Below are 23,669 nucleotides of genomic sequence, written 5' to 3' on the forward strand. Positions count from 1 at the left end.
GCTCAGTCCCAGCGGAAGGTCCGGGAGACCAGATAGCCCAGCACCCCGGCCCACAACGCCAACGAGAGCGCCGCGGCCCATGGCACCACCCCTTCCAGCGTCGCGTTCGCCAGCCCGTTGGCCAGCGCCGCACTGGGCAGAGCCCGTACTACGCCCCGCATCCCGGCGGGGTATTCGTCCACCGGAGTCATCACCGCGCCACCCACGAGCAGCAGCAGGTACAGCAGGTTCGCCGCGGCCAGCGTGGCCTCGGCCCGCAGGATCCCCGCCATCAGTAGGCCGAGCGCAGCGAAGGCCGCCGTCCCGCACAGCACCATCAGGATCACGCCGAGCACAGCGGCGGCGCCACCGACGGGCTTCCACCCCAGCGCGAACCCCGTGCCGATCAGCACGGCGAGCTGGATCACCTGGATCGCCAGCACCGAGCCGATCTTCCCGGCGAGCAGCCCGGTCCGGGACAGGGGAGAGGCGCCCAGCCGCTTGATCACGCCATACCGGCGTTCGAAGCCGGTGGCGATCGCCAGTGAGGTGAAGGAACTGGACAGCACAGCCAGGGCGAGGACCCGCGGAACGGCCAGATCAACGGTCGGTCCGTTGCCCAGCGGGAGCCGATCACCCAGCCCCGTCCCACCCAGCAGCAACAGCAGCCCCAGCGGAATCACCAGCGCGAGCAGCAGTTGTTCGCCGTTGCGTAGGAGCAGCCTGAACTCCATCCGGGCGTGAGCGAGCACCTTGCGCGGCCAAGGCGCGGAACCCGGGCGCGGGGCGTACGTAGTACTGGTACTCATCGGGTCTCCCGGGCGGGCGGCGCGGTGAGCGCCAGGTAGACGTCCTCGAGCGACTTCGCCCCATGCTCGGTCAGTTCGTCGGGACTGCCTGAGGCGATCACCTTGCCCGCGGACACGACGTGGACCTGGTCGGAGAGTTGCTCGGCCTCGTCCATCGCGTGGGTGGTCAGCACCACGGTGACCCCGTCGTCGCGCAGATCGCGGATCAGTTGCCAGATCTCCCGGCGCCCGTGCGGGTCGAGCCCCGTCGTGGGCTCGTCCAGGAACGCGATCTCGGGCCGCCCGACGATCGCCAGCGCGAGCGACAGCCGCTGCTTCTGCCCACCCGACAAGCGCCTGTACGGCGTCCGTCCGCAGGTGCCGAGGTCCAACCGCTCGGCCAGGGCCGGGAGATCGAGCGGATGCGCGTGCAGCGAGGCGACGTACCGGAGCATCTCCAGTGCGCGGACGCCCGACCAGGCCCCGCCTTCCTGCAGCATCACCCCGATCCGGGGCATGAGTTCGTCGTGGTCCGCGATCGGGTCGAGGCCGAGCACCCGGACCCGGCCGGAGTCGGGCCGGCGGAACCCCTCGCAGCTCTCCATCGTGGTGGTCTTGCCGGCACCGTTGGGGCCGAGCACGGACGTCACTGTTCCGCCGGTTACGGTGAGACTGAGACCGTCGACCGCGGCCTTCTCGCCGTACCTGACGACGAGGTTGTCGATCTCCACCGCACTAGGCACGTGTGCAGTCTAGGAAACGCCCGCGCGTGACGCTGCTCACGGTCCCTCCGGGCGCAGGCGGGGCCGTATGAACCGGTTAGGGCAGCCTTATTTGAAGGCCCCGGGTATTTACGCGACACTGATGTTGTGAAAACTCCCGTGACGACCAGTGGTGTGCCTTCCGGCACCGCTGCCGCGCGGGACGAGTCCACCCGGGACCGGGTCGCCCGCTCGATCCTGACCAACGGTCCGTCCAGTGCCGCGGTGCTGGCCGAGCGGCTCGAGTTGACCCCGGCGGCAGTGCGCCGGCACCTCGACCACCTGCTCGATGCGGGCCTGGTCTTGAGCCGCGACGAGCGGGTCTACGGCCCGCGCGGTCGTGGCCGCCCTGCGAAGGTCTTCGTGCTGACCGACACCGGTCGGCACGCTTTCCACCAGGCGTACGACGACCTGGCGGCCACCGCGCTGCAGTTCATCGCCAAGGCCGGCGGTGAGGACGCGGTCGCGGAGTTCGCCCGGATCCGGGTCCACGAGGTGGAGAAGCGGTACCGGAAGCTGGTCGACGAGGCTCCCGAGGGTAAGAAGGCGGAGGTGCTCGCCCAGGCGCTCAGCGCGGACGGGTTCGCCGCCTCCACCCAGCAAGCCGGTGCCGGCGAGCAACTGTGCCAGCACCACTGCCCGGTCGCGCACGTGGCCGAGCAGTTCCCCCAGCTCTGCGAGGCCGAGACCGAGGTGTTCTCCCGGTTGCTCGGCAAGCACGTCCAGAGACTGGCCACCATCGCGCACGGCGACGGTGTCTGCACGACGCACATTCCCGGTGCCCCGGCATCGGTTTCCCCTGTATCCGACGGCGAATCTGCGAGGACTGCACGATGACGCAAACCGCTCACCCCGAGCTCGAAGGGCTTGGCACGTACAAGTTCGGCTGGTCCGACAGTGACGCCGCCGGCTCCGTCGCGAAGCGCGGACTCAGCACCGACGTGGTGCGGGGCATCTCGACGCTGAAGAACGAGCCGGAGTGGATGCTGGACCTTCGGCTGAAGGGCTTGAAGCTCTTCGACCGCAAGCCGATGCCGTCGTGGGGTGCGGACCTGTCCGGGATCGACTTCGACAACATCAAGTACTTCGTCCGCTCCACCGAGAAGCAGGCGACCAGCTGGGACGAGCTGCCCGCGGACATCAAGAACACCTACGACAAGCTGGGCATCCCCGAGGCGGAGAAGCAGCGCCTGGTCGCCGGTGTCGCCGCGCAGTACGAGTCCGAGGTCGTCTACCACCAGATCCGCGAGGACCTGGAGGAGCAGGGCGTCATCTTCCTCGACACCGACACCGGCCTGCGCGAGCACCCGGAGCTCTTCCAGGAGTACTTCGGCTCCGTCATCCCGGTCGGCGACAACAAGTTCGCCTCGCTGAACACGGCGGTCTGGTCCGGCGGCTCGTTCATCTACGTGCCCAAGGGCGTCAAGGTGGACATCCCGCTGCAGGCCTACTTCCGGATCAACACCGAGAACATGGGCCAGTTCGAGCGGACGCTGATCATCGTCGACGAGGACGCCTACGTGCACTACGTCGAGGGCTGTACCGCGCCGATCTACAAGTCGGACTCGCTGCACTCCGCGGTGGTCGAGATCATCGTGAAGAAGGGCGCTCGCTGCCGCTACACGACCATCCAGAACTGGTCGAACAACGTCTACAACCTGGTCACCAAGCGCGCCACCTGCGAAGAGGGCGCGACGATGGAGTGGATCGACGGCAACATCGGTTCCAAGGTGACGATGAAGTACCCGGCGGTCTACCTGATGGGCGAGCACGCCAAGGGCGAGACCCTGTCGGTCGCGTTCGCGGGCGAGGGCCAGCACCAGGACGCCGGCTCGAAGATGGTGCACAACGCGCCGTACACCTCCAGCTCGATCGTGTCGAAGTCCGTGGCCCGCGGTGGCGGCCGGACCTCGTACCGGGGTCTGGTCGAGGTGGCGCCGGGTTCGCACCACAGCAAGTCCACGGTCCGGTGTGACGCGCTGCTGGTCGACACGATCAGCCGTTCGGACACCTACCCGTACGTCGACGTCCGCGAGGACGACGTGGCGATGGGGCACGAGGCGACCGTCTCCAAGGTCAGCGACGACCAGCTCTTCTACCTGATGAGCCGGGGCATGGCCGAGGACGAGGCGATGGCGATGATCGTGCGCGGCTTCATCGAGCCGATCGCCCGCGAGCTCCCGATGGAGTACGCGCTGGAACTGAACCGACTGATCGAGCTGCAGATGGAAGGGGCCGTCGGCTGATGCCAGCGATTGACACAGCCACCGAAACGTTAGTCACCACCGGTAACCAGGCGCACTCCCACGGGCCGGGCTCGCCGGTCCCGCTGCAGGCCCGCAGCGAGCGCGTCACGTCCTACGACGTGGCCGACTTCGCGGTGCCGAACGGCCGCGAGGAGGAGTGGCGCTTCACCCCGATCAAGGCTCTGAAGGGGCTATTCGCCGACGAGGCCGGGACCGAGACCGTCAAGGTCGAGGCTCACGGCCCGGACGGTGTGGTGGTGGAGAGCGTCGCCGCCGACGCGGTGAAGGCAGGCAAGCCGCAGGACCGGATCGCGGCTGTCTCGTGGAACCACGCGCCCGAGACGCTCGCGGTCAGGATCCCGGCCGACGCCGAGCTGACCGAGCCGGTGCACGTGAACGTCGCAAGCCTCGGCGCCCGCGGCTACACCCACCTGATCGTCGACGCCGGCCGGCACAGCCGCTCGACCGTCGTGATCGACCACACCGGCGCCGGCGAGCTGGCCTCGAACGTCGAGATCGTCGTCGGCGACGGTGCCCAGCTGCGGGTCGTCACGATCCAGCAGGGCGACCACGAGTCGATCCATGTCGCGCAGCACGACGCGCTGGTCGGCCGCGACGCCAAGCTCAACCACGTCGCGGTGACGCTGGGCGGCAAGGTCGTCCGCGTCTCCACCAACATCCGGTACGCCGGGCCGGGCGGCGACGCCGAGCTCCTCGGGGTCTACTTCGCCGAGTCCGGTCAGCACCACGAGCACCGGTTGTTCGTCGACCACGAGGCGATCAAGTGCAAGAGCAACGTGCTCTACAAGGGCGCGCTCGCCGGTGACAAGGCCCGCTCGGTGTGGATCGGCGATGTGCTGATCCGGGCCGCGGCCGAGGGCACCGACACGTTCGAGCTGAACCGCAACCTGGTCCTGACCGACGGGGCACGCGCCGACTCGGTGCCGAACCTGGAGATCGAGACCGGCGAGATCGAGGGTGCCGGGCACGCTTCGGCGACCGGCCGGTTCGACGACGAGCAGCTGTTCTACCTGCAGGCCCGCGGCATCCCCGAGGACGAAGCGCGTCGGCTGGTGGTGTCCGGCTTCTTCAACGACATCATCGGCAAGATCGGCGTCCCCGAGGTGGCCGAGCACCTGCACGAGGTGATCGAGCAGAAGCTGGCCAGGACGGCGGCCCTCACGCAGGCGACCAAGGTCTGATGAGCGACAGTTTCGAGCGCGTGTCCTCGGTCGCCGACATCCCCGAGGACGGAGTGATCTCGGTCGAGGTGGGCGGCGTGGAGGTGGCCGTCGTGAAGACCTGCGATCAGATCTTCGCGGTGCGCGACGAGTGCTCGCACGCGCAGATCCAGCTCTCGGAGGGCGAGGTCGCCGACTGCCAGATCGAATGCTGGCTGCACGGCTCCCGGTTCGACCTCCGCACCGGCGAGCCGACCGGTCTGCCGGCGTACGAGCCGGTGCCGGTCTACCCGGTGCGCATCGAAGGTGAGGACGTGCTGGTCGACGTCAAGAACCCCCTGAACAGTGCTAGTTAGAAGCTTCCTCAACAATTAGACGGAGATAGAAGAACCCCATGGCGACACTCGAGATCCGCGACCTGCATGTGTCGGTCGACACCGAGAACGGCCCCAAGGAGATCCTGCGCGGCGTCGACCTGACCATCGCCGGTGGCCAGACGCACGCGATCATGGGCCCGAACGGTTCCGGCAAGTCCACGCTGGCGTACTCGATCGCCGGCCACCCGAAGTACAACGTCACCAGCGGCACCGTGACCCTCGACGGCGAAGATGTCCTGGACATGAAGGTCGACGAGCGCGCCCGGGCCGGCCTGTTCCTGGCGATGCAGTATCCGGTCGAGGTGCCCGGCGTGACCGTGTCGAACTTCCTGCGGACCGCCAAGACCGCCATCGACGGCGAGGCGCCGAAGCTGCGCACCTGGGTCAAGGACGTCAACAAGGCGCTCTCCGACCTGGACATGGACGCCGACTTCGGCAACCGGAACGTGAACGAGGGCTTCTCCGGCGGTGAGAAGAAGCGGCACGAGATCGTCCAGCTGGAGCTGCTCGACCCGAAGATCGCGATCCTCGACGAGACCGACTCCGGTCTCGACATCGACGCGTTGAAGATCGTCTCCACCGGTGTGAACCGGTTCGCGGAGAAGGGTGACAAGGGCGTTCTGCTGATCACCCACTACACCCGGATCCTGCGCTACATCCACCCGGACTTCGTCCACGTGTTCGTCGACGGCCGGGTCGCCGAAGAGGGCGGCCCCGAGCTCGCCGAGGAGCTCGAGGCGAACGGGTACGAGCGGTTCCTGAAGACAGGCGCGAAGGCATGACCGAGGCCCGGACGTACAGCAGTCCCCTGCAGTCCTCTTTCGAGAGTCCGTTGGACTGGCAGTCGGTCCGGGCGGACTTCCCCATCTTGTCCCGTGAACTCTCAGGTGGGTTCCCGCTCGTCTACCTGGACTCGGCCAACTCCTCGCAGAAGCCGGTCCAGGTCGTGCAGGCGATCGAGGACCACTATCTGAAGCACAACGCCAACGTGGCCCGGGCGATGCACCAGCTCGGTGCGGAGGCCACCGCGGCGTACGAGGGTGGTCGCGACAAGGTGGCGGCGTTCATCGGCGCGCCGAACCGGGACGAGATCGTCTTCACCAAGAACGCCTCCGAGGCGCTCAACCTGGCAGCCCACACGCTGGGCGCTTCGCTGAAGCCGGGCGACGAGGTGGTGATCTCCGAGATGGAGCACCACAGCAACATCGTGCCGTGGCAGCTCGCCTGCGAGCGGACCGGCGCGACGCTGAAGTGGTTCGGGGTCACCGACGAGGGCCGGCTCGACCAGAGCAACATCGACGAGCTCCTCACCGAGCGCACCAAGGTCGTCTCGCTGACCTGGGTCTCGAACGCACTCGGCACGATCAACCCGATCACCGAGATCGCCACGAAGGCCCACGCGGTCGGCGCGACCGTGGTGGTCGACGCCTCGCAGGCGGTGCCGCAGTTCCCCGTCGACGTGTCGACGCTGGGCGCGGATCTGCTCGCCTTCACCGGCCACAAGGCCGTCGGCCCGACCGGGATCGGCGTGCTCTGGGGCCGCTACGACCTGCTCGCCCAGCTGCCGCCGTTCCTCGGCGGTGGAGAGATGATCGAGGTCGTGCGGATGACCGGCTCGACCTATGCGCCGCCGCCGTCCCGCTTCGAGGCCGGTACGCCGCCGATCGCGCAGGCGGTCGGACTCGGTGCGGCGCTGGACTACCTGGCCGGCATCGGGATGGACAAGATCGCGGCGCACGAGCAGGCCGTCACGGCGTACGCGCTGGAAGGTCTGAAGACCGTTCCGGGGCTGACCATTCTCGGTCCGACCGAGGCCGTCGACCGTGGCGGAGCGATCAGCTTCGAGCTCGAAGGAGTTCACCCGCACGACGTGGCAACCGTGCTGGACACGCGCGGGATCGCAGTACGGGCCGGGCATCACTGTGCGCGGCCGGTGCACGAGCGGTTCGGTGTGCAGTCCTCGACGCGGGCGTCCTTCTACCTGTACACGACGCCGGAGGAGATCGACGCGCTCGTCGACGGCCTCGGCTTCGTCCGCTCATTCTTCAAGGTGGCCTGACGTCTATGCAGCTGGATTCGCTGTACCAGGAGATCATCCTGGATCACTACCGGACTCCGCACCACGCGGGGCTCGCGGAGCCGTACGACGTGGAGGTGCACCACGTGAACCCGTCCTGCGGGGACGAGGTCACGCTGCGCGTCGAGCTCGACGGTGACACCGTGACCGGCGTGACCCACCACAGCGTCGGCTGTTCGATCAGCCAGGCGGCGACGTCGGTGATGAGCGACCTGGTGATCGGCAAGTCGGTCGCCGAGGGCATGGCGACGTACGAGAAGTTCCTGGAGCTGATGCAGGGCCGGGGTAAACAAGTGGAGCCGGACTCCGAGGACGCAGCAGTTTTGGAAGACGGCGTCGCCTTCGCGGGTGTCGCGCAGTTCCCGGCCCGGGTGAAGTGCGCACTGCTGGGCTGGTCGGCCTGGCGTGACGCCACCGCCCAGGCTCTGGCGAAGAAAGAAGGAGCGAGCAATGTCTGACCAGACCGAAGAGAAGATCGAGCTGCCCGAGGTGGACCTCGAAGCTGCGAACAAGCCGGCTGGTGGCAGCGTCGCCGTTGAGGACGTGACCGAGGCGCTCAAGGACGTCGTCGACCCCGAGCTCGGCATCAACGTGGTCGACCTGGGCCTGATCTACGGCGTGACCGTGGACGACACCACCACCGCGATCATCGACATGACGCTGACGTCCGCGGCCTGCCCGCTGACCGACGTGATCGAGGACCAGACCCGGACGGCGCTGGACGGCCTGGTGAACGACTTCCGGATCAACTGGGTCTGGATGCCGCCGTGGGGTCCGGAGAAGATCACCGACGACGGCCGCGACCAGCTGCGTGCACTGGGGTTCAACGTCTGAGTTCCCCCTTTGTGGAAGCCCGGGTCAGGATGGCCCGGGCTTTCGCCTGCGTGGGTGACCCGTTCGGATGCGTTAGCGTCGCTGCGTGACCCGATATGTCTCTGTTGCGCCCGCACGGCTCGAACGCTGGCTGTCCGGCTTCACCGAGCGCCACGGCGTCACCTCGTACCACGTGACGCCGTCGCGCCTGAGCGCGTCGGCTCAGGACGGTTCGCTCGCGGAGATCGACGTACCGTTCGGGCCACTCGAAGACCTCACCCCGGCCGGCCTGGTCGCCCACGTGCTCGCCGACCGCCGCCTCGGAGTACTGCTGGTACGGCGGGGCGGCTATGGTGCCGGGGTCTTCGTGGGCGGCGAGCTCGTGGATTCCAAGGTCGGCTCGCGGCATGTGCAGGGAACGACCAAGGCGGGCGGGTGGTCGCAACAGCGGTTCGCCCGGCGGCGGGACAACCAGGCACGCGAGGCGTTCGCGGCGGCCACGGAGGTCGCCGTACGGATTCTTGCGCCGGCCAAGCTCGACGTACTGGTGTGCGGGGGAGATCGCAAGGCGATCGATACGGTGCTCGAGGATCCTCGGCTCAAGGATCTCGTGCCGTTGGTCCGGCCGCCCTTCCTGGGCGTGGCCGATCCCAAGCAGAAGGTGCTCGAACAGGCTGGCGTGGACGCGCTGGCTGTCCGGATCGAGCTGACCGACCCTGCCTAGACCCTCTGTGCGCAGCGCAGGTCCGATCGCAGCGGCGTCAGCTCAGAGCCGGTCGGCGGACCAGGTGTCGCAGGCGGTCATGTCGCCGGAGTCCATGCCGGTCTTGAACCATTTCATCCGCTGCTCGGCGGTGCCGTGGCTGAAGCTCTCCGGGGTGACCTGACCCTGGGTCTTCTGCTGGATCCGGTCGTCACCCACCGAGGCTGCGGCGTCGAGGCCGCGGGCGATGTCGTCCTCGGTCAGGCCTTCGATGAAGGTCTTGCCGTTCTTGTCCGGCACCGTGGTCGCGTGGTTGGTCCAGATCCCGGCCAGGCAGTCTGCCTGCAACTCCGACCGGACCGAGTCCGAGGTCGGGCCTTCGCGGCTCTTGATCCGGTCGAGGATCCCGTAGAGGTTCTGGATGTGGTGCCCGTACTCGTGCGCCACCACGTAGGCCTCGGCGAAGTTGCCGCCCCGCGCGCCCAACTGGGTCTCCAAGGTCTTGAAGAAGCCCAGATCCAGGTAGACCCGGCGATCCGGCGGGCAGTAGAACGGCCCGACGGCGCTGGTCGCGGGACCGCAGCCGGTGTTCACCGAGCCGTCGAAGACCCGCAGCGGCGCCCTGACGTACTTCTTGCCGCGCCTGGGCAGCTCCGCGGCCCAGAAACCCTCGATCGAGTTCTGGTACAGGACGAACCGGCACTCCGGGTTCGACCCGATGTCCGAGCCCTTCTTGCACGCGTTGAGGTTTCCCGGTGCGGTGTTCTGTGTCACCGGCTGGTCACTGCTGCCTCCGCCGCCGGGCAGCCCGCCGTTCAGCAAGAGGATGACGACCAGCAGGATGATGCCGCCGATCCCGCCGCCGACCGGAATTCCCAGCCCGCCCGGCAGCAGGCCACCACCACCGCCGCCACCGCTGCCGCGGGTGTCCTCGACCCCGCTGGTGTCCAAGTCGGCGTCCGGGTTGAATTTCACAGCACATACACTAGACGCAGCCGCGGGAACAGGCCGTCTTGTGACGTGGCGTCGCCGACCCGCTCTCTTTCACCCCACCTCCGATTCTGAGGACTGCTGCGCCACGATGATCACCGTCTCCAATCTCGAGGTCCGCGTCGGGGCCAGGCAACTCCTCGCGCCTGCCTCCTTCCGGGTCGGACCGGGGGACAAAGTGGGCCTGGTCGGTCGGAACGGCGCCGGCAAGACGACGCTGACGAAGATCCTCGCCGGCGAGGGGCTGCCGGCCAGCGGATCGGTCACGTCGTCGGGCGAGATCGGCTACCTGCCGCAGGATCCGCGGACGGGCGACCTCGACGTACTGGCCCGGGACCGGATCCTGTCCGCTCGCGGCCTGGACGAGGTCGTCCGGCGGCTGCGCAACGCCGAGAAGGCGATGGCCAGCGCGGACGACAAGACCCGTGAGAAGGGCATGCGGCGGTACGAGCGGGCCGAGGCGGAGCTGCACGCGGCGGGTGGTTACGCCGCCGAGTCCGAGGCGGCCCGGATCGCTGCCAACCTGGGGCTTCCGGACAGGGTGCTGGGGCAACCGCTGAGCACTTTGTCGGGTGGTCAGCGTCGGCGCGTCGAGCTGGCCCGGATCCTGTTCGCGCAGGCGGAGACGCTGCTGCTGGACGAGCCGACCAACCACCTGGACGCCGACTCGATCGTCTGGCTCCGCGACTTCCTCAAGTCCTACGCGGGTGGCGTGATCATGATCAGCCACGACGTGAACCTGTTGGAGGAGACCGTCACCCGGGTGTTCCACCTGGACGCGAACCGGGCCGAGATCGACGTCTACAACGTCGGCTGGAAGGCGTACCTGACGCAGCGCGAGACCGACGAGCGCCGCCGCAAGCGCGAACGCGCGAACGCCGAGAAGAAGGCCGGCCAGCTGGTCGACCAGGCGAACAAGATGCGCGCGAAGGCGACCAAGGCGACCGCGGCTCAGCAGATGCTCAAGCGGGCCGAGAAGCTGATGGCCTCGCTCGAGGACGAGCGCGCTTCGGACCGCGTCGCCAAGATCGTGTTCCCGACGCCTGCACAATGCGGGAAGACGCCGCTGATGGCCAAGGAGCTCTCGAAGTCCTACGGCTCGCTGGAGATCTTCACGGACGTGGATCTGGCGATCGACCGCGGTTCGCGGGTCGTGGTCCTAGGCCTCAACGGCGCCGGTAAGACGACGCTGCTGCGGGTGCTGTCCGGGATCGAGAAGTCGGACACCGGCGAGGTCATCGACGGACACGGGCTCAAGCTCGGGTACTACGCGCAGGAGCACGAGACGCTCGACGTCGACCGGACCGTGCTGGAGAACATGAAGTCCGCCGCACCGGATCTGAACGAGACCCAGGCGCGGAGTGTGCTCGGTTCGTTCCTGTTCACCGGTGACGACGCGGACAAGCCGGCTCGGGTGCTGTCGGGTGGTGAGAAGACCCGGCTGGCGCTGGCGACGCTCGTCGTCTCGGCCGCGAACGTGCTGCTGCTCGACGAGCCGACGAACAACCTGGACCCCGCGTCGCGCACCGAGGTGCTGAACGCGATCCGCTCGTACGCCGGGGCGATCGTGCTGGTGACCCACGACGAGGGCGCGGTGGAGGCGCTCGAGCCCGAGCGGGTGCTGCTACTTCCCGACGGGGTCGAGGATCTGTGGACGAACGACTACGCCGACCTCGTTTCGCTCGCCTGAGTGGCGTCATCCACAGGTGACGATGACCGCACGGAAAGTGCGGATGGTTCGCGTATGTTCACTGGCATGACAGATCTCGGATTGCGGTTGACGGTGGACGGGCCGGTGGCCCGGGTGGTGCTGGACCGGCCGGAGGTGCGCAACGCGCAGACTCCCGCGATGTGGCGAGCCCTGGCCGACTTCGGTACGACGCTGCCGCCGGAGGTCCGGGTGGTCGTCGTATCGGGGGAGGGGCCTTCGTTCTCGGCCGGGCTTGATCGCCGGCTGATCATGGGCGAGACGGTGGACGGGGAGGAGCCGCTGCTCGCGCTCGGCGCCAGACCGCCTGCTGAGGTGCACGAGATCATCGGGGGCTTCCAGGCCGGGTTCTCCTGGCTCCGGCGGCCGGAGTTCGTCAGCATCGCCGCGGTGCAGGGTCACGCCGTCGGCGCCGGGTTCCAGCTGGCCTTGGCCTGTGACCTGCGGGTGGTGACGCCGGATGCGAAGTTCAGTATGCGCGAGCCTGCTCTCGGGTTGGTGCCTGACTTGGGCGGGACGCAGCCCCTCGTGCAACTCGTGGGGTACTCCCGCGCGTTGGAGATCTGTGCGACGTCGCGGTGGGTCGAGGCTGACGAGGCACGTCAGCTGGGGCTGGCGAACATCGTCGTACCGGCCGAGGAGCTGGCGGGGACCGTGAAGGATCTGAGCTCGGCTCTGCTGACTCCGCTCGCGGGGGCGGTGCGGGAGACGAAGGCGCTGCTGCTCGGCGCCGGCGACCGCTCGTACGAGGATCAGTTGAAGGCCGAGCGGGGGGCCCAGGCCCGGCGGCTGGCGGAGCTGCTGGCGAGTCTCGGCTGACCTGCCGGGAAGTTCTGAACGACCTGAAGTGTTGTCAAGGTTGACGAGTTGAGTGCAGGGAGGGAATGCGGATGTCTTCAGGGATGCGAATGGGTGGCGGCGCGGGCAGCTGGCGGCGGCAGGACGCGTCGGTGCTCGAGCGCAAGCTGGCCAAGGGCACTCTGAAGCGGATCCTCCGGTTCGCCAAGCCGTTCCGCTGGCACATCTCGGTCTTCTTGGTGCTGGTGGTCCTGTCGGCGTTCATGGTGATCGCCTCGCCGCTGCTGTTCAAGAAGATCGTTGACGACGGCATCAGCAAGGGCAACGCCGGCCTGGTGACCGCGCTCGCCCTGGTGGTCGCGCTGCTCGCCGTGGTGGAGGCCGCCCTCGGGTTGATGCAGCGCTGGTTCTCGGCGCGCATCGGTGAGGGGCTGATCTACGACCTGCGGACGAAGGTGTTCGCCCACGTCCAGCAGATGCCGGTCGCCTTCTTCACCCGCACCCAGACCGGTGCGCTGGTGTCGCGACTCAACAACGACGTGATCGGTGCTCAGCAGGCCTTCACTTCGACGCTTTCAGGCGTCGTCTCGAACGTGATCAGCCTGATCCTCGTGGTCGGCGCGATGCTGCTGCTGAGCTGGCAGCTCACGGTGGTGGCGATCCTGCTGCTGCCGGTGTTCCTGCTCCCGGCGCGCTATCTGGGCCGCAGGCTGGCCGCGATGACGCGCGAGCAGATGCAGCTCAACGCCGAGATGTCGACGGCGATGACCGAGCGGTTCAGCGTCGGTGGTGCCCTGCTGGTGACCCTGTTCGGCCAGCCCGAGATCGAGAACCGCGAGTTCGGCGCGACTTCGGGCCGGGTCCGCGACCTCGGCATCCGGATCGCGATGCTCGGCCGCGTCTTCTTCACCGCGCTCACCCTGGTCGCCGCCCTCGCAACGGCCCTCGTGTACGGCGTGGGCGGAAACCTCGCCGTCCGGGAGACCCTGACGGTCGGGACCTTGCTCGCGCTGGTCGCTCTGCTCGGCCGGCTTTACGGTCCGCTGACCGCGCTGTCCAACGTGCGGGTCGACGTGATGACCGCGCTGGTGTCGTTCGAGCGGGTCTTCGAGGTGCTCGACCTGGAGCCGATGATCAAGGACGCTCCGGACGCCCGCGAGCTTCCGGCAGATGCCACCACGGTCTCCTTCGACCACGTGTCGTTCTCCTACCCGACCGCGGAGCAGGTCTCGCTCGCGAGCCTGGAGTCCGTGGCCGTGCTGGACAAGCGAGCTTCGTCGCAGGTGCTCGAAGACATCACGTTCACCGTCGAGCCCGGCCAGATGGTCGCGCTGGTAGGCCCGTCCGGCGCAGGCAAGACGACCATCACGAACCTCGTCGCCCGGTTGTACGACGTCACGGGTGGGGCGGTCCTGGTGGCTGGGCATGACGTGCGCGAGGTGACCTTGCAGTCGCTGCACGACACCATCGGCTACGTCACCCAGGACGCGCACATGTTCCACGACACGATCCGCGCGAACCTGGCCTATGCGAAGCCCGACGCCGGCGACGACGAGATGATCGAAGCCCTTCGCTCGGCGCAGGTGTGGGACCTGGTCTCGTCGCTCCCGGACGGCCTGGACACGGTCGTCGGCGATCGCGGGCACCGCCTCTCCGGCGGAGAACGCCAGCGGCTGGCGATCGCCCGCCTGCTCCTGAAGGCGCCGCGCGTCGTCGTACTCGACGAGGCAACCGCGCACCTGGACTCGGAGTCCGAGGTCGCCGTGCAACAGGCCCTCGACACGGCCTTGGAAGGCCGCACCTCACTGGTCATCGCGCACCGCCTGTCGACCGTGCGAAACGCCGACCAGATCCTGGTAGTTGACCACGGCAACATTGTCGAACGAGGCACCCACGAAGAACTCCTCGCCCTCGACGGCGAATACGCCGACCTCTACCACACCCAGTTCGCCACCTCGGACACAGCCGCCGGCGTATAAGTCCGCCGGCGTCCTTCCGCCGACCCGCTGCGCCTGTCCGCCGACCCGCTGGCCGGTTTTTGGACGAGTAGCGGGCTTGTTCGACGCCAGCGGACGAAGAACCCGCCAGCCGGCAGCCGCCTTCGGTCAAGTTGCTGCCGTCAACCGACGCTGACTCGTCGAGTGGTGCGCTCAGTGCCTGGACTTACGCAGTTGGGGACTATCGATCGGGGTACTGTTCATAGGCGGCAGCATTGTCCTGACGTGAGGAGGACTGGGGGATGATCAAGTTCGCATTGGTCGTCTGCGCGGGCTACACAGGCTTCAAGCTCGCCTATCACTGCGAGGACGGCCAGCACTACGGCAAGGTCGGCGAACAGACCCTGCGCAGAGGTCTCTCCCTCTTCTTCGGCGCCCTCGCAAGCGGCCTCACCTACGCCGCCCTCGTCCTGCACTAGCCGCGCCCGCTTCCGCGTCCACGCGCAGGCGTCCACGCGCAGGCGCCCGATGCAGCCGCGGTCGGCCGACGTCAGTTGGTCGGCGCCTGCTTCCTCGCCTTGTGCTCGTCGTGCTCCAGCAGGTGAAGCACTGGTACGCCGAGGTGGCGGCGGGCGCTGTTGGTCCAGTCCAGGTGGAAGAACTCCGCCACGATGTGCGACCGGGTGAGGATGATGACCTCCTGGCCGCCCACCTTCTTCACTGTCGCGGTCAGCGCGTCGATCGGCCGGTCGTGGGAGATTCCGCCCTCGGCCCGCTGACCAAGATCCCGCAACCGCTGCACGCTCCGCCCGGTGCAGTCCTTGGCCTCGCTGTCGATCGCCTTCTGTGCCTCGGCCAGATCCTCTCGCTGGTCCACGAGGCCGGCCCCGTAGAGGTCCGCTGTGCCCAGTGCGCTCAGCGAGGCCTCCACACCTGCCTCGGCGTTGTGGCAGGGCACCAGCACGTGGTACTTGACCGTCTCAGGCATGTCCTGATGCAGGTCGACGACGCGCTTGGCGTCAGGCTCGGTCAGTTCCTGTTCGATGAGCAGTACGACGTCGTACATCTCCGTACCTCCGGTCCTACCGACTGGTATGGCACCATAATGCCCCGTCCGCAGGCAGAATGGCGGACATGCAGCTACCCGTGATGCCACCGGTCCCGCCGATGCTGGCGAAGGCGGTGAAGCAGTTCCCGGACGGCGACGTCAGCTTCGAGCCGAAGTGGGACGGCTTCCGCTCGATCATCTTCCGCGACGGCGACGAGGTCGAGATCGGCAGCCGCAACGAGAAGCCGATGACGCGGTACTTCCCGGAACTGGTCGAGGCGATCAAGGCGAACCTGCCGGAACGCTGCGTGGTCGACGGCGAGATCGTGGTCATCGGCCCGTCCGGCGATCGGCTGGAGTTCGAGGTGCTGCAGCAGCGGATCCACCCCGCGGCCTCCCGGGTGAAGATGCTCTCCGAGACGACCCCGGCACGTTTTGTCGCCTTCGATCTCCTTGCCCTCGGCGACACGGACTACACCGACCGGCCGTTCGCCGAGCGCCGCGCCGCCCTGGAGAAGGCGCTCGCCCCGGCCGAGGCGCCGATTCACCTCACCCGTACGACGACCGACCTGGCCACGGCGAAGGACTGGTTCGAACAGTTCGAGGGCGCCGGGCTCGACGGCGTGATCGCCAAGCCGCTGGACGGGTTGTACGAGCCGGACAAGCGGACCATGTTCAAGATCAAGCACGAGCGCACCGCCGACTGCGTGGTCGCGGGATACCGCCTGCACAAGAGCGGCCCGAACCGGATCGGCTCGTTGCTGCTGGGGCTCTTCAACGACGAGGGCGTCCTGGCCAGCGTCGGCGTGATCGGCGCGTTCCCGATGGCGCGGCGCGAGGAACTCTTCGAGGAGATGCAGGAACTCGTCACCGACTTCGACGACCACCCCTGGGCCTGGGCCAAGCAGGAGGAGGGCAACCGTACGCCGCGCAACGCCGAAGGCAGCAGGTGGCAGGCGGGCAAGGACCTGAGCTTCATCCCGCTGCGCCCGGAGCGGGTGGTCGAGGTCCGCTACGACCACATGGAGGGCGTCCGCTTCCGCCACACTGCCCAGTTCGTCCGCTGGCGCCCTGACCGTACCCCCGAATCCTGCACCTACGAACAGCTCGAGGAGCCGGTCAAGTTCGACCTCGCCGACGTCCTCGGCTGACCCGGCGACCCCGGGCGGGCGGAGCGTAGTACGGGTCTAGACCTGCGGAGGGGCTGCGCTGGACAGTGAACCGGGCAGCAGCCGACAATCCAGTCATGACATCGACGGGGCTGGAGACGACGCGGCCGTCGGATGCCGAGCGGGATCAGGCGCTGGCGGTCCTGCGCGAGGGCGCGGGCTCGGGCCGGCTGTCGCACGACACCTTCATCCGCCGGATGAACTTCGTACTGCGCGCCCAGACCCGCAGCGAGCTCGCCCACGCCACCCAGGATCTCCCCGGCGAGGAACCGAAGCTCCTGCGGCTGTTCCGTCAGCTCGTCGCACGGATCCCGCGCCTCAGCGTGACCCCGCGAACGCCCCCGCAGATCCCAGGCCTCGCCCTCCCGCGCCCCGGTTCCCCGACGCTACGAATCGGTCGCGGCCCCGGCGCCACCCTCCGCCTCACCGACATCTCGGTATCGCGGTTCCACGCCGAACTGCGCCACGTCGGCGACGGCTGGGTGGTCCGCGACCTCAACTCGATGAACGGCACCCACGTCAACGGCACCCGTATCACCAGCCCGACCCGAGTCCGCCCCGGCGACCACCTCCAGTTCGGCGTCATCCCCTTCACCCTCACCTGGACCGACCCTCACTGACGATTCGTCAGCCGTCACCTGTCGATTGAACGTCCCGCCCGCTGCGCTCTTGCCACTGCTGGATTCGGGAAGCCTCGGGCGAACGTATCGGTGAATTCGTCGCTCCACCAGCCGGTTGCGTCCGAAGGAGCGCGGGTTCTGCCCCATCCCTGTTCGGACGTAAACATCAGCACCCGCTAGCGTCCGAGGGAGCGCGGGTTCTGCCCCCTCCCTGTTCGGACGTAACACCAGCCCCCGCTAGCGTCCGAGGGAGTGCGGGTCCTGCCCCGCCTCTGGTCGGACGCAAGGTGGTCGGGGGGATTCTCGTAGGGTGGGCGGTATGCCGATTCGTCTCACCGGGCGCCGGCCGGAGGTGAGCCCGGACCGGTTGCTGTCGGAATGCGTGCCACCACCCCGCTTCTCCGGCGTACGGTTCGAGACCTACCGCCCCGACCCCGACGAACCGAGCCAGGCCGAAGCCCTCGCCGTACTCCGGCGACGCGGCGAGCTCCTCGCGGAGCCCCGTAGGGAGCGCTCTCTGTGGTCCCGCCTCCGCGGCTCGAAACCGGCCGGGCCCGAGAAGTCCGGGATCTACCTCGACGGCGGATTCGGCGTCGGTAAGACCCACCTGCTCGCTTCTCTGTGGCACGTCTCGGCCGACCCGAAGATGTACTGCACCTTCGTCGAGCTGACGAACCTGGTCGGCGCTCTTGGAATGCGCTCAGCCGTCGAGGCGCTGTCGGCGTACCGGTTGATCTGCATCGACGAGTTCGAGCTGGACGATCCGGGGGACACCGTGCTGATCTCGCGGCTGCTCGGGCAACTCGTCGGGGCCGGCGTCCAGCTGGCTGCCACCTCGAACACCCTGCCGGACAAGCTCGGCGAGGGGCGGTTCCAGGCGATCGACTTCCTCCGCGAAATCCAGGGTCTGTCCGCACACTTCGACGTACGCCGGATCGACGGGCCCGACTACCGCCACCGAGGCCTGCCGGTGGCTCCTGACCCTTGGTCGGACGCGCGCGTCGAGCAAGCTGCCGAGGAACGCCCGGGCTCCTCGTGCGACCACTTCGTCGACCTCCATCACCACCTCGCGGAACTTCATCCGAGCAAGTACGGCGCGCTCCTCGACGGAGTACAGACCGTCGGCATCCTCGACATCCGCGAACTCACCGACGAGAACGTCGCCCTCCGCCTCGTAGTACTGGCGGACCGCATGTATGACCGCGACATCCCGCTCGTCGCCAGCGGCATCCCCCTCGACCGCATGTTCACCCCTGCCATGCTCAAGGGCGGCTACCGCAAGAAATACCTCCGAGCCCTGTCCCGCCTGATAGCCCTCGCCAACACCGGCATGACAGACGCCTGACCCTGTTGGCGACCTCGGCGGCATGCTTCGGATGTGACTGTCGGGTGATGCGTGGACACGCAGCGTTCAGGCCTTTGCATGTGAGTGCAACGGGTGATGGGGGTAGACCTCGGGGCGGCTAGGCTGCGCGCGGAAACCGGTGCTGAGGGGGGTCCCAGTGCCATCGCCTGCATGACACAAGGAGCTATCACCGAATGATTCGTCGTACCCTCACGTCCGTCGTAGCGGCGATCGGCGTAGCTGCGCTGCTGCCGCTCGGCGCTTCGGCGAAGACGCCGGGGCCTGTCAGCCTGCCCAAGAGCGCGACCGCCAAGGCCAACGCTGTTGCGGCTGGTACCTGCAACCTCGCTGTGCCGAACCGTGTGGCCATCGGTCGGCCGTATGTCGGCCTCACGGTGAAGGTCACCGGCAACTGCACCGAACCCAACAGCCTCTCCGGCTGGAATCTGTACCACCCGAGCATGGGCGCCGTCGACGGCCTGCTGTTTGACAATGTGAACAGCCAGGTCTGGGACGTCTACTCGAACTACCCGATCGGCGTCATGACCTGGCGTCCCATCGGTGCGTTCGACGGCTCGGACAACACGCTGACGCAGAACACTCCCGGCACCACCGTCAAGCTGGCGGCCGGTGCGTGGATCTCGTCGTCGCGCACGGCTGACGTCGTCACCCTGAAGGGCACCTCGCTCCTCTACTCGACGTCGAGCAACACCTTCTTCAAGCGTTCCGCCGGGGGTGTGTTCCAGTTCCGTGAGCGGGGCACCACCACCTGGAAGACGCTGAAGTCGGTCTACACCAACTCCAAGGGTGAGGTCACCATGGCCTACCGCTACAGCAAGACCCGGGACTACCGGTTCTCGCTGTACTCCACCTCCATCAGCTGGGACCTCGGCAGCGCCGTCACCACCCGCTGACCGCAGTACGGGCTGAAGTCCTGCCCTGTCCTCACCGGTTCTCCGGTGGGGATGGGGCAGGATGTTCGAATGGCGAAGAACAAGAGCCCGAAGCCGGGTGAGGTCGACGTACCGACCGGCAAGTTGCTGGACGAGTTGCGGGTCCCGCCCGGCGCGGTCGACCTGAGCGCCTACGACACCCGTGCGACGACCGGGTTCTCGGGCAGCAAGGACGAGGGGAAGGTCGCCCTCGAGCAGCTCGGCGATGAGGTCTCGGACTGGCAGGAGCGTCTGTTCGCCGAGGGGCGCAAGGGTGGTCAGCGCCGCATCCTGCTCGTGTTGCAAGGGATGGACACGTCCGGCAAGGGCGGCGTGATCCGCCATGGCGCGGGTCTGATGGATCCGCAGGGCCTCCGGATCACCTCATTCAAAGCGCCGACGCCGGCTGAGAAGCGGCGCGGATTCCTCTGGCGGATCCGCCAGGCTCTCCCCGGGCCGGGCATCGTCGGGATCTTCGACCGGTCGCACTACGAGGACGTGCTGATCGCGCGGGTCCGCAACCTGGTGGCGCCGCCGGTGTGGAACCGCCGGTACGACCAGATCAACGAGTTCGAGGCCGAGGTGACGGCCGCCGGCGTCACGGTGGTGAAGTGCTTCCTGCACATCTCGCGGGAGGAGCAGAAGGCCCGGCTCCTGGCGCGGCTCGACGACCCGACGAAGCACTGGAAGTACAACCCGGGCGATGTGGACGAGCGGCAGCTCTGGCCGGCCTACGCCGAGGCGTACCAAGCCGCGCTGGAGCGGTGCAACACCGCGGATGCGCCGTGGTACGTGATCCCGAGCGACCGCAAGTGGTATCGCAACTGGGCAGTGACCACCCTGCTCCTCGAAACCCTGAAGGGCCTCGACCCGCAGTGGCCCCCGCCAGACTTCGACGTCGAAGCCGAAAAGGCCCGCCTCGAAGCCACCTGACCGTACTGCGAACACACCGCGCCAGCCGGTACTGCGGGTCGCCCGGGCGCCCGGCTGTTCGTAGTACGGGGGCGCGAACGTCAGGCGTCAGGGTCGACGTTGTTCTGGCGGAGCTTGTCGCCGAGGCGGGCGACTTCTTGGTGCAGGCGCTCGTTCTCGTCGAGCAGGCTCTTCAATTCGCCGAGCAGGTGGTGTCTGCGTCCGGGCGTGGCCCAGGAGAAGTTGCCGCTGTGCTCGGAGCCCTCGGCGAGGAATCCCGCGACGGCTGATTCGGCGCGCTGGCGTCGGTCGAGCCAGCTGAGAACCTGCTGGTGCAGCTTCGGCAAGTCGACGCCGAGTTTGACCAGCACCTGTGCGGCGACACCTTTGCCCTCGCCGATGAGGCCGAGCAGGAGGTGCTCGGTACCGAGGTAGGCGTGCCCGAGGTGCAGGGCCTCGCGGTTGCTCAGCTCCAGCACCTTCTTGGCCCGGGGTGTGAACGGGATGTTGCCGCTCGGCTCGCTCTGCCCACGGCCGATGGTCTCCACGACGCTCGCGCGAGCCGCCGCCGTCGAAATGCCGAGGGTCGCGAGGCTCTTCGCGGCGACGCCCTCACCTTCGGCGAGGATGCCGAGCAGCAGATGTTCGGTGCCGACGTAATTGTGCGAGAGCGTTATCGCCTCCTCCTGCGCGAGGACCATCACGCGTTGCGCCCGCTCCGTGAACTTCTCGAACATTCCGACCTCCTCGCAACGGACCTCATTGTGCTCGCCGAAGGTCGAGACGATCACGGCTGCGGCTTCTCTAGGGCGGAGTCGCCCACTCAGCACCTCGACCACTTCGGGCGTCGCCACTCGGGCGTCCTTGATGCGGTCGAGGAGGTCGTCGAGTTCCTCGACCGGTTCGAGCTCGAGGTCGGCGCCGTTGAGGCCGGCGAGCTGCAGCACCACCGCAATCGCGATCGTCCGGTTCGGACCAGCGAACGGCCGTGCCCGCACCAGCCCGGACAGCAACACTGCTGCCGACTCGGCGAGTTCGTCCCGCCACAGCGGTGAGGTCACGTCCAGCAGGACCTGCCCGACGACCTCCAGATCCGTACGGCGGATCGCGGCGTCCGGGTCGCACCGCATCACCCGCGCGGCAACGGCCAGTACGTCGTACAGGTCGAGGTGTTGCATCAGTCGTCCTCGCGCAGCCGCCGGAGCGACTGCTGGTGCCGCGCGAGGTTCTCCTCCAGCAGCCGGCTGAACTTCTCATCCGTTCGCCGGTGCTCCACCAGCGAGGCGATCGCCTCGCGAGCGACATCGGAAACGGACCGGCCCTCGACCTCGGCCACCAGGTGCAACCGCTCGGCCAGCTCCGGGTCCAACCGCAAGAGGATGTTCTTCGTCGCTTCCTTCGACATAGCTAGCAAGATATCACGATATCAACCCTCGGCTAGGGGACGTTGAGATGACGGCGAAGGCTGGGCTGGACGGCAGCGAGAGCGAGGGCGGCTGCGGCGCAGGTGGTCCAGAGGAGGATTGGGCCGGCGAGGTCGAGGAGCTGGGTGGCGGCGAGCGGGGCGAGAGTGGTGGCGATACCCCAACTGATGCCGTAGATCGCCAGGTAGCGGCCGCGCGCGTGCTCCGGCGCCAGTGCCGCCACGATCGTGAAGGCGCGGCTGAGAAGCAGGAGATCGCCCAGGCTCCACAGGACTGCGGCGGCCAGGAACGCGAGCAGATTCGTGGCGAACCCGTTGGCCAACAGACCGGCGGCGAGTAGCAGGTAGCCGATCGTCATCACCTGGAAGGTGTTCAGCTGTCGCAGCCGGCGAATTCGCTGGAGAGGCTGGGCGGCGACCAGCGTCAGCGCGGAGAGTCCGAGGACCAGGCCGATGTTTGATGGCGGCAGTTTGCGTGCGATGAGCGTCAAGGGCAAACCCAGGATGAGCGTCATGTAGATGGTCGCGAAAACGGTGCCGACGGCAAGCATCGCCAACAACCGGCGGTCCCGCCAACCTTCGCCGCCAGTCGCCGGCGTGCCCTGCGCGGTGGATGGGGGAGCAGCAGTGGGCAGTGCAAGGCCGACTAGTACGGCGCACGCCAAGCAGGTGGCTGCGTCGAGAACGAAGAGCCAGCGAAGACCCCAATGGGAGAGTGCTGCAGCGAGAACGCCGGCCGCAACGGCTGCCGCGGCCATGGCCGCGCCCAGTGCGGAGTAGGCGGTCGGTCGATCAGCCGGAGCGGTGACATCGGCGATGACAGCCTGGCTCGGCGGCTCGTAGATCTCGAACACCAATCCAAGCAGCGCGACCGCAAGAACCGCGGACCAGAGCTGGTCGGCCAACGCGATCCAGGTCTGGCTCACCGCGCAGCCGACGAGACCGACGATGATCGTCGGCTTCCGTCCCAGCCGGTCCGCGAGGTGACCGCCGAAGATCCGGGAGGGGATCGTGGCAAGTCCGAACAGCGTCATGACCAGCCCTGCCTCAGCGACCGTCGCACCCAGTTCGACCGTCAGCACGACAGCGAGGAACGGAAGGGTGAACGCGCCGAGCCGGTTGACAGCGCGCGCGATCACCAGGAGCCGGACAGCCGCGGGCAGCCCGGTCCACGACGGCCTCTCGGTTCCTGTCGCAACCGTCATCCGACACTCCTCCCGCGTGACTGTTGAAATGAGTATGGTTAGTCACGCAGGTCGACCCTACGAAGATTCGGAGTGACCAGTCAAGTGAACTTCGATAGTCACGTGCTGAGCCTCCTCACCGCCTCGGTCCAGCTGGTGAACCGGCTGACGGAAGGTCATGCGGGCGGTGTGGCGATTGTCGCGCCTGTCGGCGGCGCCAAGGTGGAAGCGGTCGCGGACGCCTTGGGCGCCGATGGTCGGCCTCGGCCGGTCGTGAAGCCGTCCGACGCCGACCATCTGGCCGCACTGGCGACCCGGATGAGGAAGGTTTTCGAAGCCGCTCACGACGGCAAGACTGACGACGCGGCCGTCGAGGTCAATGCTCTGCTGGTCGACACCGATGCCCGTCCTCAGCTGGACAGGACCGGCAACCCGGGCTGGAACCTGCATTTCCACGGTCCCGACGACACCCTGGCCAAGGGCTGGGCGGCCGGCTGTGCCGCGGGTCTCGCGATCGCGCTGGGCAGCGATCTCGCCGGACGGCTTGGGGTCTGTGCGGCGCCGCTGTGCGATCGCGTGTTCGTCGACACCTCGAAGAACAGCAAGCGTCGCTTCTGCTCACCGCAGTGCCAGAGCCGCGTGAAAGCAGCAGCTCACCGCGCTCGTGCGCGGTGAGCT

General features: G+C 67.8%; 25 protein-coding genes and 1 pseudogene. 19 read left to right on the plus strand and 7 right to left on the minus strand.

The genetic code is table 11. From position 1 onward, the window contains the following. Positions 1 to 2: 2 nt before the first annotated feature. Both ABD210_RS21255 and ABD210_RS21260 read right to left on the minus strand, forming a co-directional pair. Positions 3 to 788: an ABC transporter permease gene (locus tag ABD210_RS21255; protein WP_344113608.1), complete on the minus strand. Its 786-nt coding sequence runs from the start codon at positions 786 to 788 to the stop codon at positions 3 to 5. Then, the gene (locus ABD210_RS21260) at positions 785 to 1,498 is read right to left on the minus strand and encodes an ABC transporter ATP-binding protein (protein ID WP_425552716.1); all 714 of its coding nucleotides are present in this window, start codon (positions 1,496 to 1,498) and stop codon (positions 785 to 787) included. Before ABD210_RS21260 ends, ABD210_RS21255 begins: the two co-directional genes overlap by 4 nt. 138 nt (positions 1,499 to 1,636) lie before the next feature. Here ABD210_RS21260 and ABD210_RS21265 point away from each other — a divergent pair, with 138 nt between their 5' ends. The 9 genes from ABD210_RS21265 (at position 1,637) to ABD210_RS21305 (ending at position 8,946) form a co-directional block, all read left to right on the plus strand. Next, entirely contained in the window at positions 1,637 to 2,365 is a 729-nt protein-coding gene (locus tag ABD210_RS21265; protein ID WP_425552695.1) for a helix-turn-helix transcriptional regulator, read from the plus strand. Then, positions 2,362 to 3,774 (plus strand): Fe-S cluster assembly protein SufB, encoded by a 1,413-nt coding sequence (gene sufB, locus ABD210_RS21270; RefSeq protein ID WP_344113611.1) that lies wholly within the window; start codon positions 2,362 to 2,364, stop codon positions 3,772 to 3,774. Before ABD210_RS21265 ends, sufB begins: the two co-directional genes overlap by 4 nt. Continuing rightward, a complete protein-coding gene (sufD, locus tag ABD210_RS21275; RefSeq protein ID WP_344113612.1) occupies positions 3,774 to 4,976 on the plus strand; it encodes a Fe-S cluster assembly protein SufD in 1,203 nt (400 codons plus the stop codon). The genes sufB and sufD overlap by 1 nt, the downstream gene beginning before the upstream one ends. Continuing rightward, the gene (locus tag ABD210_RS21280) at positions 4,976 to 5,311 is read left to right on the plus strand and encodes a non-heme iron oxygenase ferredoxin subunit (protein WP_344113613.1); all 336 of its coding nucleotides are present in this window, start codon (positions 4,976 to 4,978) and stop codon (positions 5,309 to 5,311) included. The genes sufD and ABD210_RS21280 overlap by 1 nt, the downstream gene beginning before the upstream one ends. 38 nt (positions 5,312 to 5,349) lie before the next feature. Continuing rightward, positions 5,350 to 6,114 (plus strand): Fe-S cluster assembly ATPase SufC, encoded by a 765-nt coding sequence (gene sufC, locus ABD210_RS21285; protein ID WP_344113615.1) that lies wholly within the window; start codon positions 5,350 to 5,352, stop codon positions 6,112 to 6,114. Continuing rightward, positions 6,111 to 7,391, plus strand: coding sequence for a cysteine desulfurase (locus tag ABD210_RS21290; protein ID WP_344113616.1), 1,281 nt, complete (start codon positions 6,111 to 6,113; stop codon positions 7,389 to 7,391). Before sufC ends, ABD210_RS21290 begins: the two co-directional genes overlap by 4 nt. Positions 7,392 to 7,396: 5 nt before the next feature. Further along, a complete protein-coding gene (gene sufU, locus ABD210_RS21295; protein WP_344113617.1) occupies positions 7,397 to 7,867 on the plus strand; it encodes a Fe-S cluster assembly sulfur transfer protein SufU in 471 nt (156 codons plus the stop codon). Next, positions 7,860 to 8,243 (plus strand): metal-sulfur cluster assembly factor, encoded by a 384-nt coding sequence (locus ABD210_RS21300; protein WP_344113618.1) that lies wholly within the window; start codon positions 7,860 to 7,862, stop codon positions 8,241 to 8,243. Before sufU ends, ABD210_RS21300 begins: the two co-directional genes overlap by 8 nt. Before the next feature lie 85 nt (positions 8,244 to 8,328). Next, positions 8,329 to 8,946 carry an acVLRF1 family peptidyl-tRNA hydrolase gene (locus tag ABD210_RS21305; RefSeq protein WP_344113619.1) on the plus strand — a complete coding sequence of 206 codons (618 nt, stop codon included), beginning with the start codon at positions 8,329 to 8,331 and terminating at the stop codon, positions 8,944 to 8,946. A 42-nt stretch (positions 8,947 to 8,988) separates the two neighbouring features. Here ABD210_RS21305 and ypfJ read toward each other — a convergent pair whose 3' ends face one another. Further along, positions 8,989 to 9,900 carry a KPN_02809 family neutral zinc metallopeptidase gene (ypfJ, locus tag ABD210_RS21310; RefSeq protein ID WP_344113620.1) on the minus strand — a complete coding sequence of 304 codons (912 nt, stop codon included), beginning with the start codon at positions 9,898 to 9,900 and terminating at the stop codon, positions 8,989 to 8,991. A gap of 106 nt (positions 9,901 to 10,006) precedes the next feature. Here ypfJ and abc-f point away from each other — a divergent pair, with 106 nt between their 5' ends. The 4 genes from abc-f (at position 10,007) to ABD210_RS21330 (ending at position 14,837) form a co-directional block, all read left to right on the plus strand. Continuing rightward, positions 10,007 to 11,605, plus strand: a complete 1,599-nt coding sequence (gene abc-f, locus ABD210_RS21315; RefSeq protein ID WP_344113621.1) for a ribosomal protection-like ABC-F family protein — start codon at positions 10,007 to 10,009, stop codon at positions 11,603 to 11,605. Positions 11,606 to 11,671: 66 nt separating this feature from the next. Continuing rightward, a complete protein-coding gene (locus ABD210_RS21320) occupies positions 11,672 to 12,442 on the plus strand; it encodes an enoyl-CoA hydratase/isomerase family protein (protein ID WP_344113622.1) in 771 nt (256 codons plus the stop codon). 71 nt (positions 12,443 to 12,513) lie between these two features. Further along, entirely contained in the window at positions 12,514 to 14,400 is a 1,887-nt protein-coding gene (locus tag ABD210_RS21325) for an ABC transporter ATP-binding protein (protein WP_344113623.1), read from the plus strand. A 260-nt stretch (positions 14,401 to 14,660) separates the two neighbouring features. Continuing rightward, a complete protein-coding gene (locus ABD210_RS21330; RefSeq protein WP_344113624.1) occupies positions 14,661 to 14,837 on the plus strand; it encodes a hypothetical protein in 177 nt (58 codons plus the stop codon). Positions 14,838 to 14,908: 71 nt separating this feature from the next. Here ABD210_RS21330 and ABD210_RS21335 read toward each other — a convergent pair whose 3' ends face one another. Continuing rightward, the gene (locus tag ABD210_RS21335) at positions 14,909 to 15,424 is read right to left on the minus strand and encodes a hypothetical protein (RefSeq protein ID WP_344113625.1); all 516 of its coding nucleotides are present in this window, start codon (positions 15,422 to 15,424) and stop codon (positions 14,909 to 14,911) included. A 68-nt stretch (positions 15,425 to 15,492) separates the two neighbouring features. Here ABD210_RS21335 and ABD210_RS21340 point away from each other — a divergent pair, with 68 nt between their 5' ends. The 5 genes from ABD210_RS21340 to ABD210_RS21360 all read left to right on the plus strand — a co-directional run bounded on the left by ABD210_RS21340 (position 15,493) and on the right by ABD210_RS21360 (position 20,405). Continuing rightward, the gene (locus ABD210_RS21340) at positions 15,493 to 16,557 is read left to right on the plus strand and encodes an ATP-dependent DNA ligase (protein WP_344113627.1); all 1,065 of its coding nucleotides are present in this window, start codon (positions 15,493 to 15,495) and stop codon (positions 16,555 to 16,557) included. Between the two features lie 95 nt (positions 16,558 to 16,652). After that, positions 16,653 to 17,195 carry an FHA domain-containing protein gene (locus ABD210_RS21345; RefSeq protein WP_344113629.1) on the plus strand — a complete coding sequence of 181 codons (543 nt, stop codon included), beginning with the start codon at positions 16,653 to 16,655 and terminating at the stop codon, positions 17,193 to 17,195. Between the two features lie 319 nt (positions 17,196 to 17,514). Then, a complete protein-coding gene (gene zapE / locus ABD210_RS21350; RefSeq protein WP_344113630.1) occupies positions 17,515 to 18,540 on the plus strand; it encodes a cell division protein ZapE in 1,026 nt (341 codons plus the stop codon). Between the two features lie 194 nt (positions 18,541 to 18,734). Beyond that, positions 18,735 to 19,454 carry a hypothetical protein gene (locus ABD210_RS21355; protein WP_344113631.1) on the plus strand — a complete coding sequence of 240 codons (720 nt, stop codon included), beginning with the start codon at positions 18,735 to 18,737 and terminating at the stop codon, positions 19,452 to 19,454. Positions 19,455 to 19,523: 69 nt separating this feature from the next. Continuing rightward, a complete protein-coding gene (locus ABD210_RS21360; protein WP_344113632.1) occupies positions 19,524 to 20,405 on the plus strand; it encodes a PPK2 family polyphosphate kinase in 882 nt (293 codons plus the stop codon). Between the two features lie 239 nt (positions 20,406 to 20,644). Here the strand turns inward: ABD210_RS21360 and ABD210_RS21365 are convergent. From ABD210_RS21365 to ABD210_RS21375, 3 genes and pseudogenes are all read right to left on the minus strand, one after another. Beyond that, a pseudogene (locus ABD210_RS21365) lies at positions 20,645 to 21,121 on the minus strand (Clp protease N-terminal domain-containing protein); the annotation flags it as partial. 440 nt (positions 21,122 to 21,561) lie between these two features. After that, complete coding sequence (locus ABD210_RS21370) at positions 21,562 to 21,789, minus strand: ribbon-helix-helix protein, CopG family (RefSeq protein ID WP_344113633.1); 228 nt, start codon at positions 21,787 to 21,789, stop codon at positions 21,562 to 21,564. Between the two features lie 32 nt (positions 21,790 to 21,821). Further along, complete coding sequence (locus ABD210_RS21375; protein ID WP_344113634.1) at positions 21,822 to 23,012, minus strand: MFS transporter; 1,191 nt, start codon at positions 23,010 to 23,012, stop codon at positions 21,822 to 21,824. A 72-nt stretch (positions 23,013 to 23,084) separates the two neighbouring features. Between ABD210_RS21375 and ABD210_RS21380 the strand changes: the two genes are divergently transcribed. After that, the gene (locus tag ABD210_RS21380; RefSeq protein WP_344113635.1) at positions 23,085 to 23,666 is read left to right on the plus strand and encodes a CGNR zinc finger domain-containing protein; all 582 of its coding nucleotides are present in this window, start codon (positions 23,085 to 23,087) and stop codon (positions 23,664 to 23,666) included. Positions 23,667 to 23,669: the final 3 nt, after the last annotated feature.

The sequence above is a fragment of the Kribbella alba genome, assembly GCF_039529635.1.
GTDB classification, from domain to species: domain Bacteria; phylum Actinomycetota; class Actinomycetes; order Propionibacteriales; family Kribbellaceae; genus Kribbella; species Kribbella alba.

Bases quoted from the DNA above. Each gene is read 5' to 3' on its own strand.
- ABD210_RS21255 (WP_344113608.1), bottom strand. From the start codon at position 788: ATGAGTACCAGTACTACGTACGCCCCGCGCCCGGGTTCCGCGCCTTGG.
- sufB (WP_344113611.1), top strand. From the start codon at position 2,362: ATGACGCAAACCGCTCACCCCGAGCTCGAAGGGCTTGGCACGTACAAG.
- sufD (WP_344113612.1), top strand. From the start codon at position 3,774: ATGCCAGCGATTGACACAGCCACCGAAACGTTAGTCACCACCGGTAAC.
- ABD210_RS21280 (WP_344113613.1), top strand. From the start codon at position 4,976: ATGAGCGACAGTTTCGAGCGCGTGTCCTCGGTCGCCGACATCCCCGAG.
- sufC (WP_344113615.1), top strand. From the start codon at position 5,350: ATGGCGACACTCGAGATCCGCGACCTGCATGTGTCGGTCGACACCGAG.
- ABD210_RS21290 (WP_344113616.1), top strand. From the start codon at position 6,111: ATGACCGAGGCCCGGACGTACAGCAGTCCCCTGCAGTCCTCTTTCGAG.
- sufU (WP_344113617.1), top strand. From the start codon at position 7,397: ATGCAGCTGGATTCGCTGTACCAGGAGATCATCCTGGATCACTACCGG.
- ABD210_RS21300 (WP_344113618.1), top strand. From the start codon at position 7,860: ATGTCTGACCAGACCGAAGAGAAGATCGAGCTGCCCGAGGTGGACCTC.
- abc-f (WP_344113621.1), top strand. From the start codon at position 10,007: ATGATCACCGTCTCCAATCTCGAGGTCCGCGTCGGGGCCAGGCAACTC.
- ABD210_RS21320 (WP_344113622.1), top strand. From the start codon at position 11,672: ATGACAGATCTCGGATTGCGGTTGACGGTGGACGGGCCGGTGGCCCGG.
- ABD210_RS21325 (WP_344113623.1), top strand. From the start codon at position 12,514: ATGTCTTCAGGGATGCGAATGGGTGGCGGCGCGGGCAGCTGGCGGCGG.
- ABD210_RS21330 (WP_344113624.1), top strand. From the start codon at position 14,661: ATGATCAAGTTCGCATTGGTCGTCTGCGCGGGCTACACAGGCTTCAAG.
- ABD210_RS21335 (WP_344113625.1), bottom strand. From the start codon at position 15,424: ATGTACGACGTCGTACTGCTCATCGAACAGGAACTGACCGAGCCTGAC.
- ABD210_RS21340 (WP_344113627.1), top strand. From the start codon at position 15,493: ATGCAGCTACCCGTGATGCCACCGGTCCCGCCGATGCTGGCGAAGGCG.
- ABD210_RS21345 (WP_344113629.1), top strand. From the start codon at position 16,653: ATGACATCGACGGGGCTGGAGACGACGCGGCCGTCGGATGCCGAGCGG.
- zapE (WP_344113630.1), top strand. From the start codon at position 17,515: ATGCCGATTCGTCTCACCGGGCGCCGGCCGGAGGTGAGCCCGGACCGG.
- ABD210_RS21355 (WP_344113631.1), top strand. From the start codon at position 18,735: ATGATTCGTCGTACCCTCACGTCCGTCGTAGCGGCGATCGGCGTAGCT.
- ABD210_RS21360 (WP_344113632.1), top strand. From the start codon at position 19,524: ATGGCGAAGAACAAGAGCCCGAAGCCGGGTGAGGTCGACGTACCGACC.
- ABD210_RS21370 (WP_344113633.1), bottom strand. From the start codon at position 21,789: ATGTCGAAGGAAGCGACGAAGAACATCCTCTTGCGGTTGGACCCGGAG.
- ABD210_RS21375 (WP_344113634.1), bottom strand. From the start codon at position 23,012: ATGACGGTTGCGACAGGAACCGAGAGGCCGTCGTGGACCGGGCTGCCC.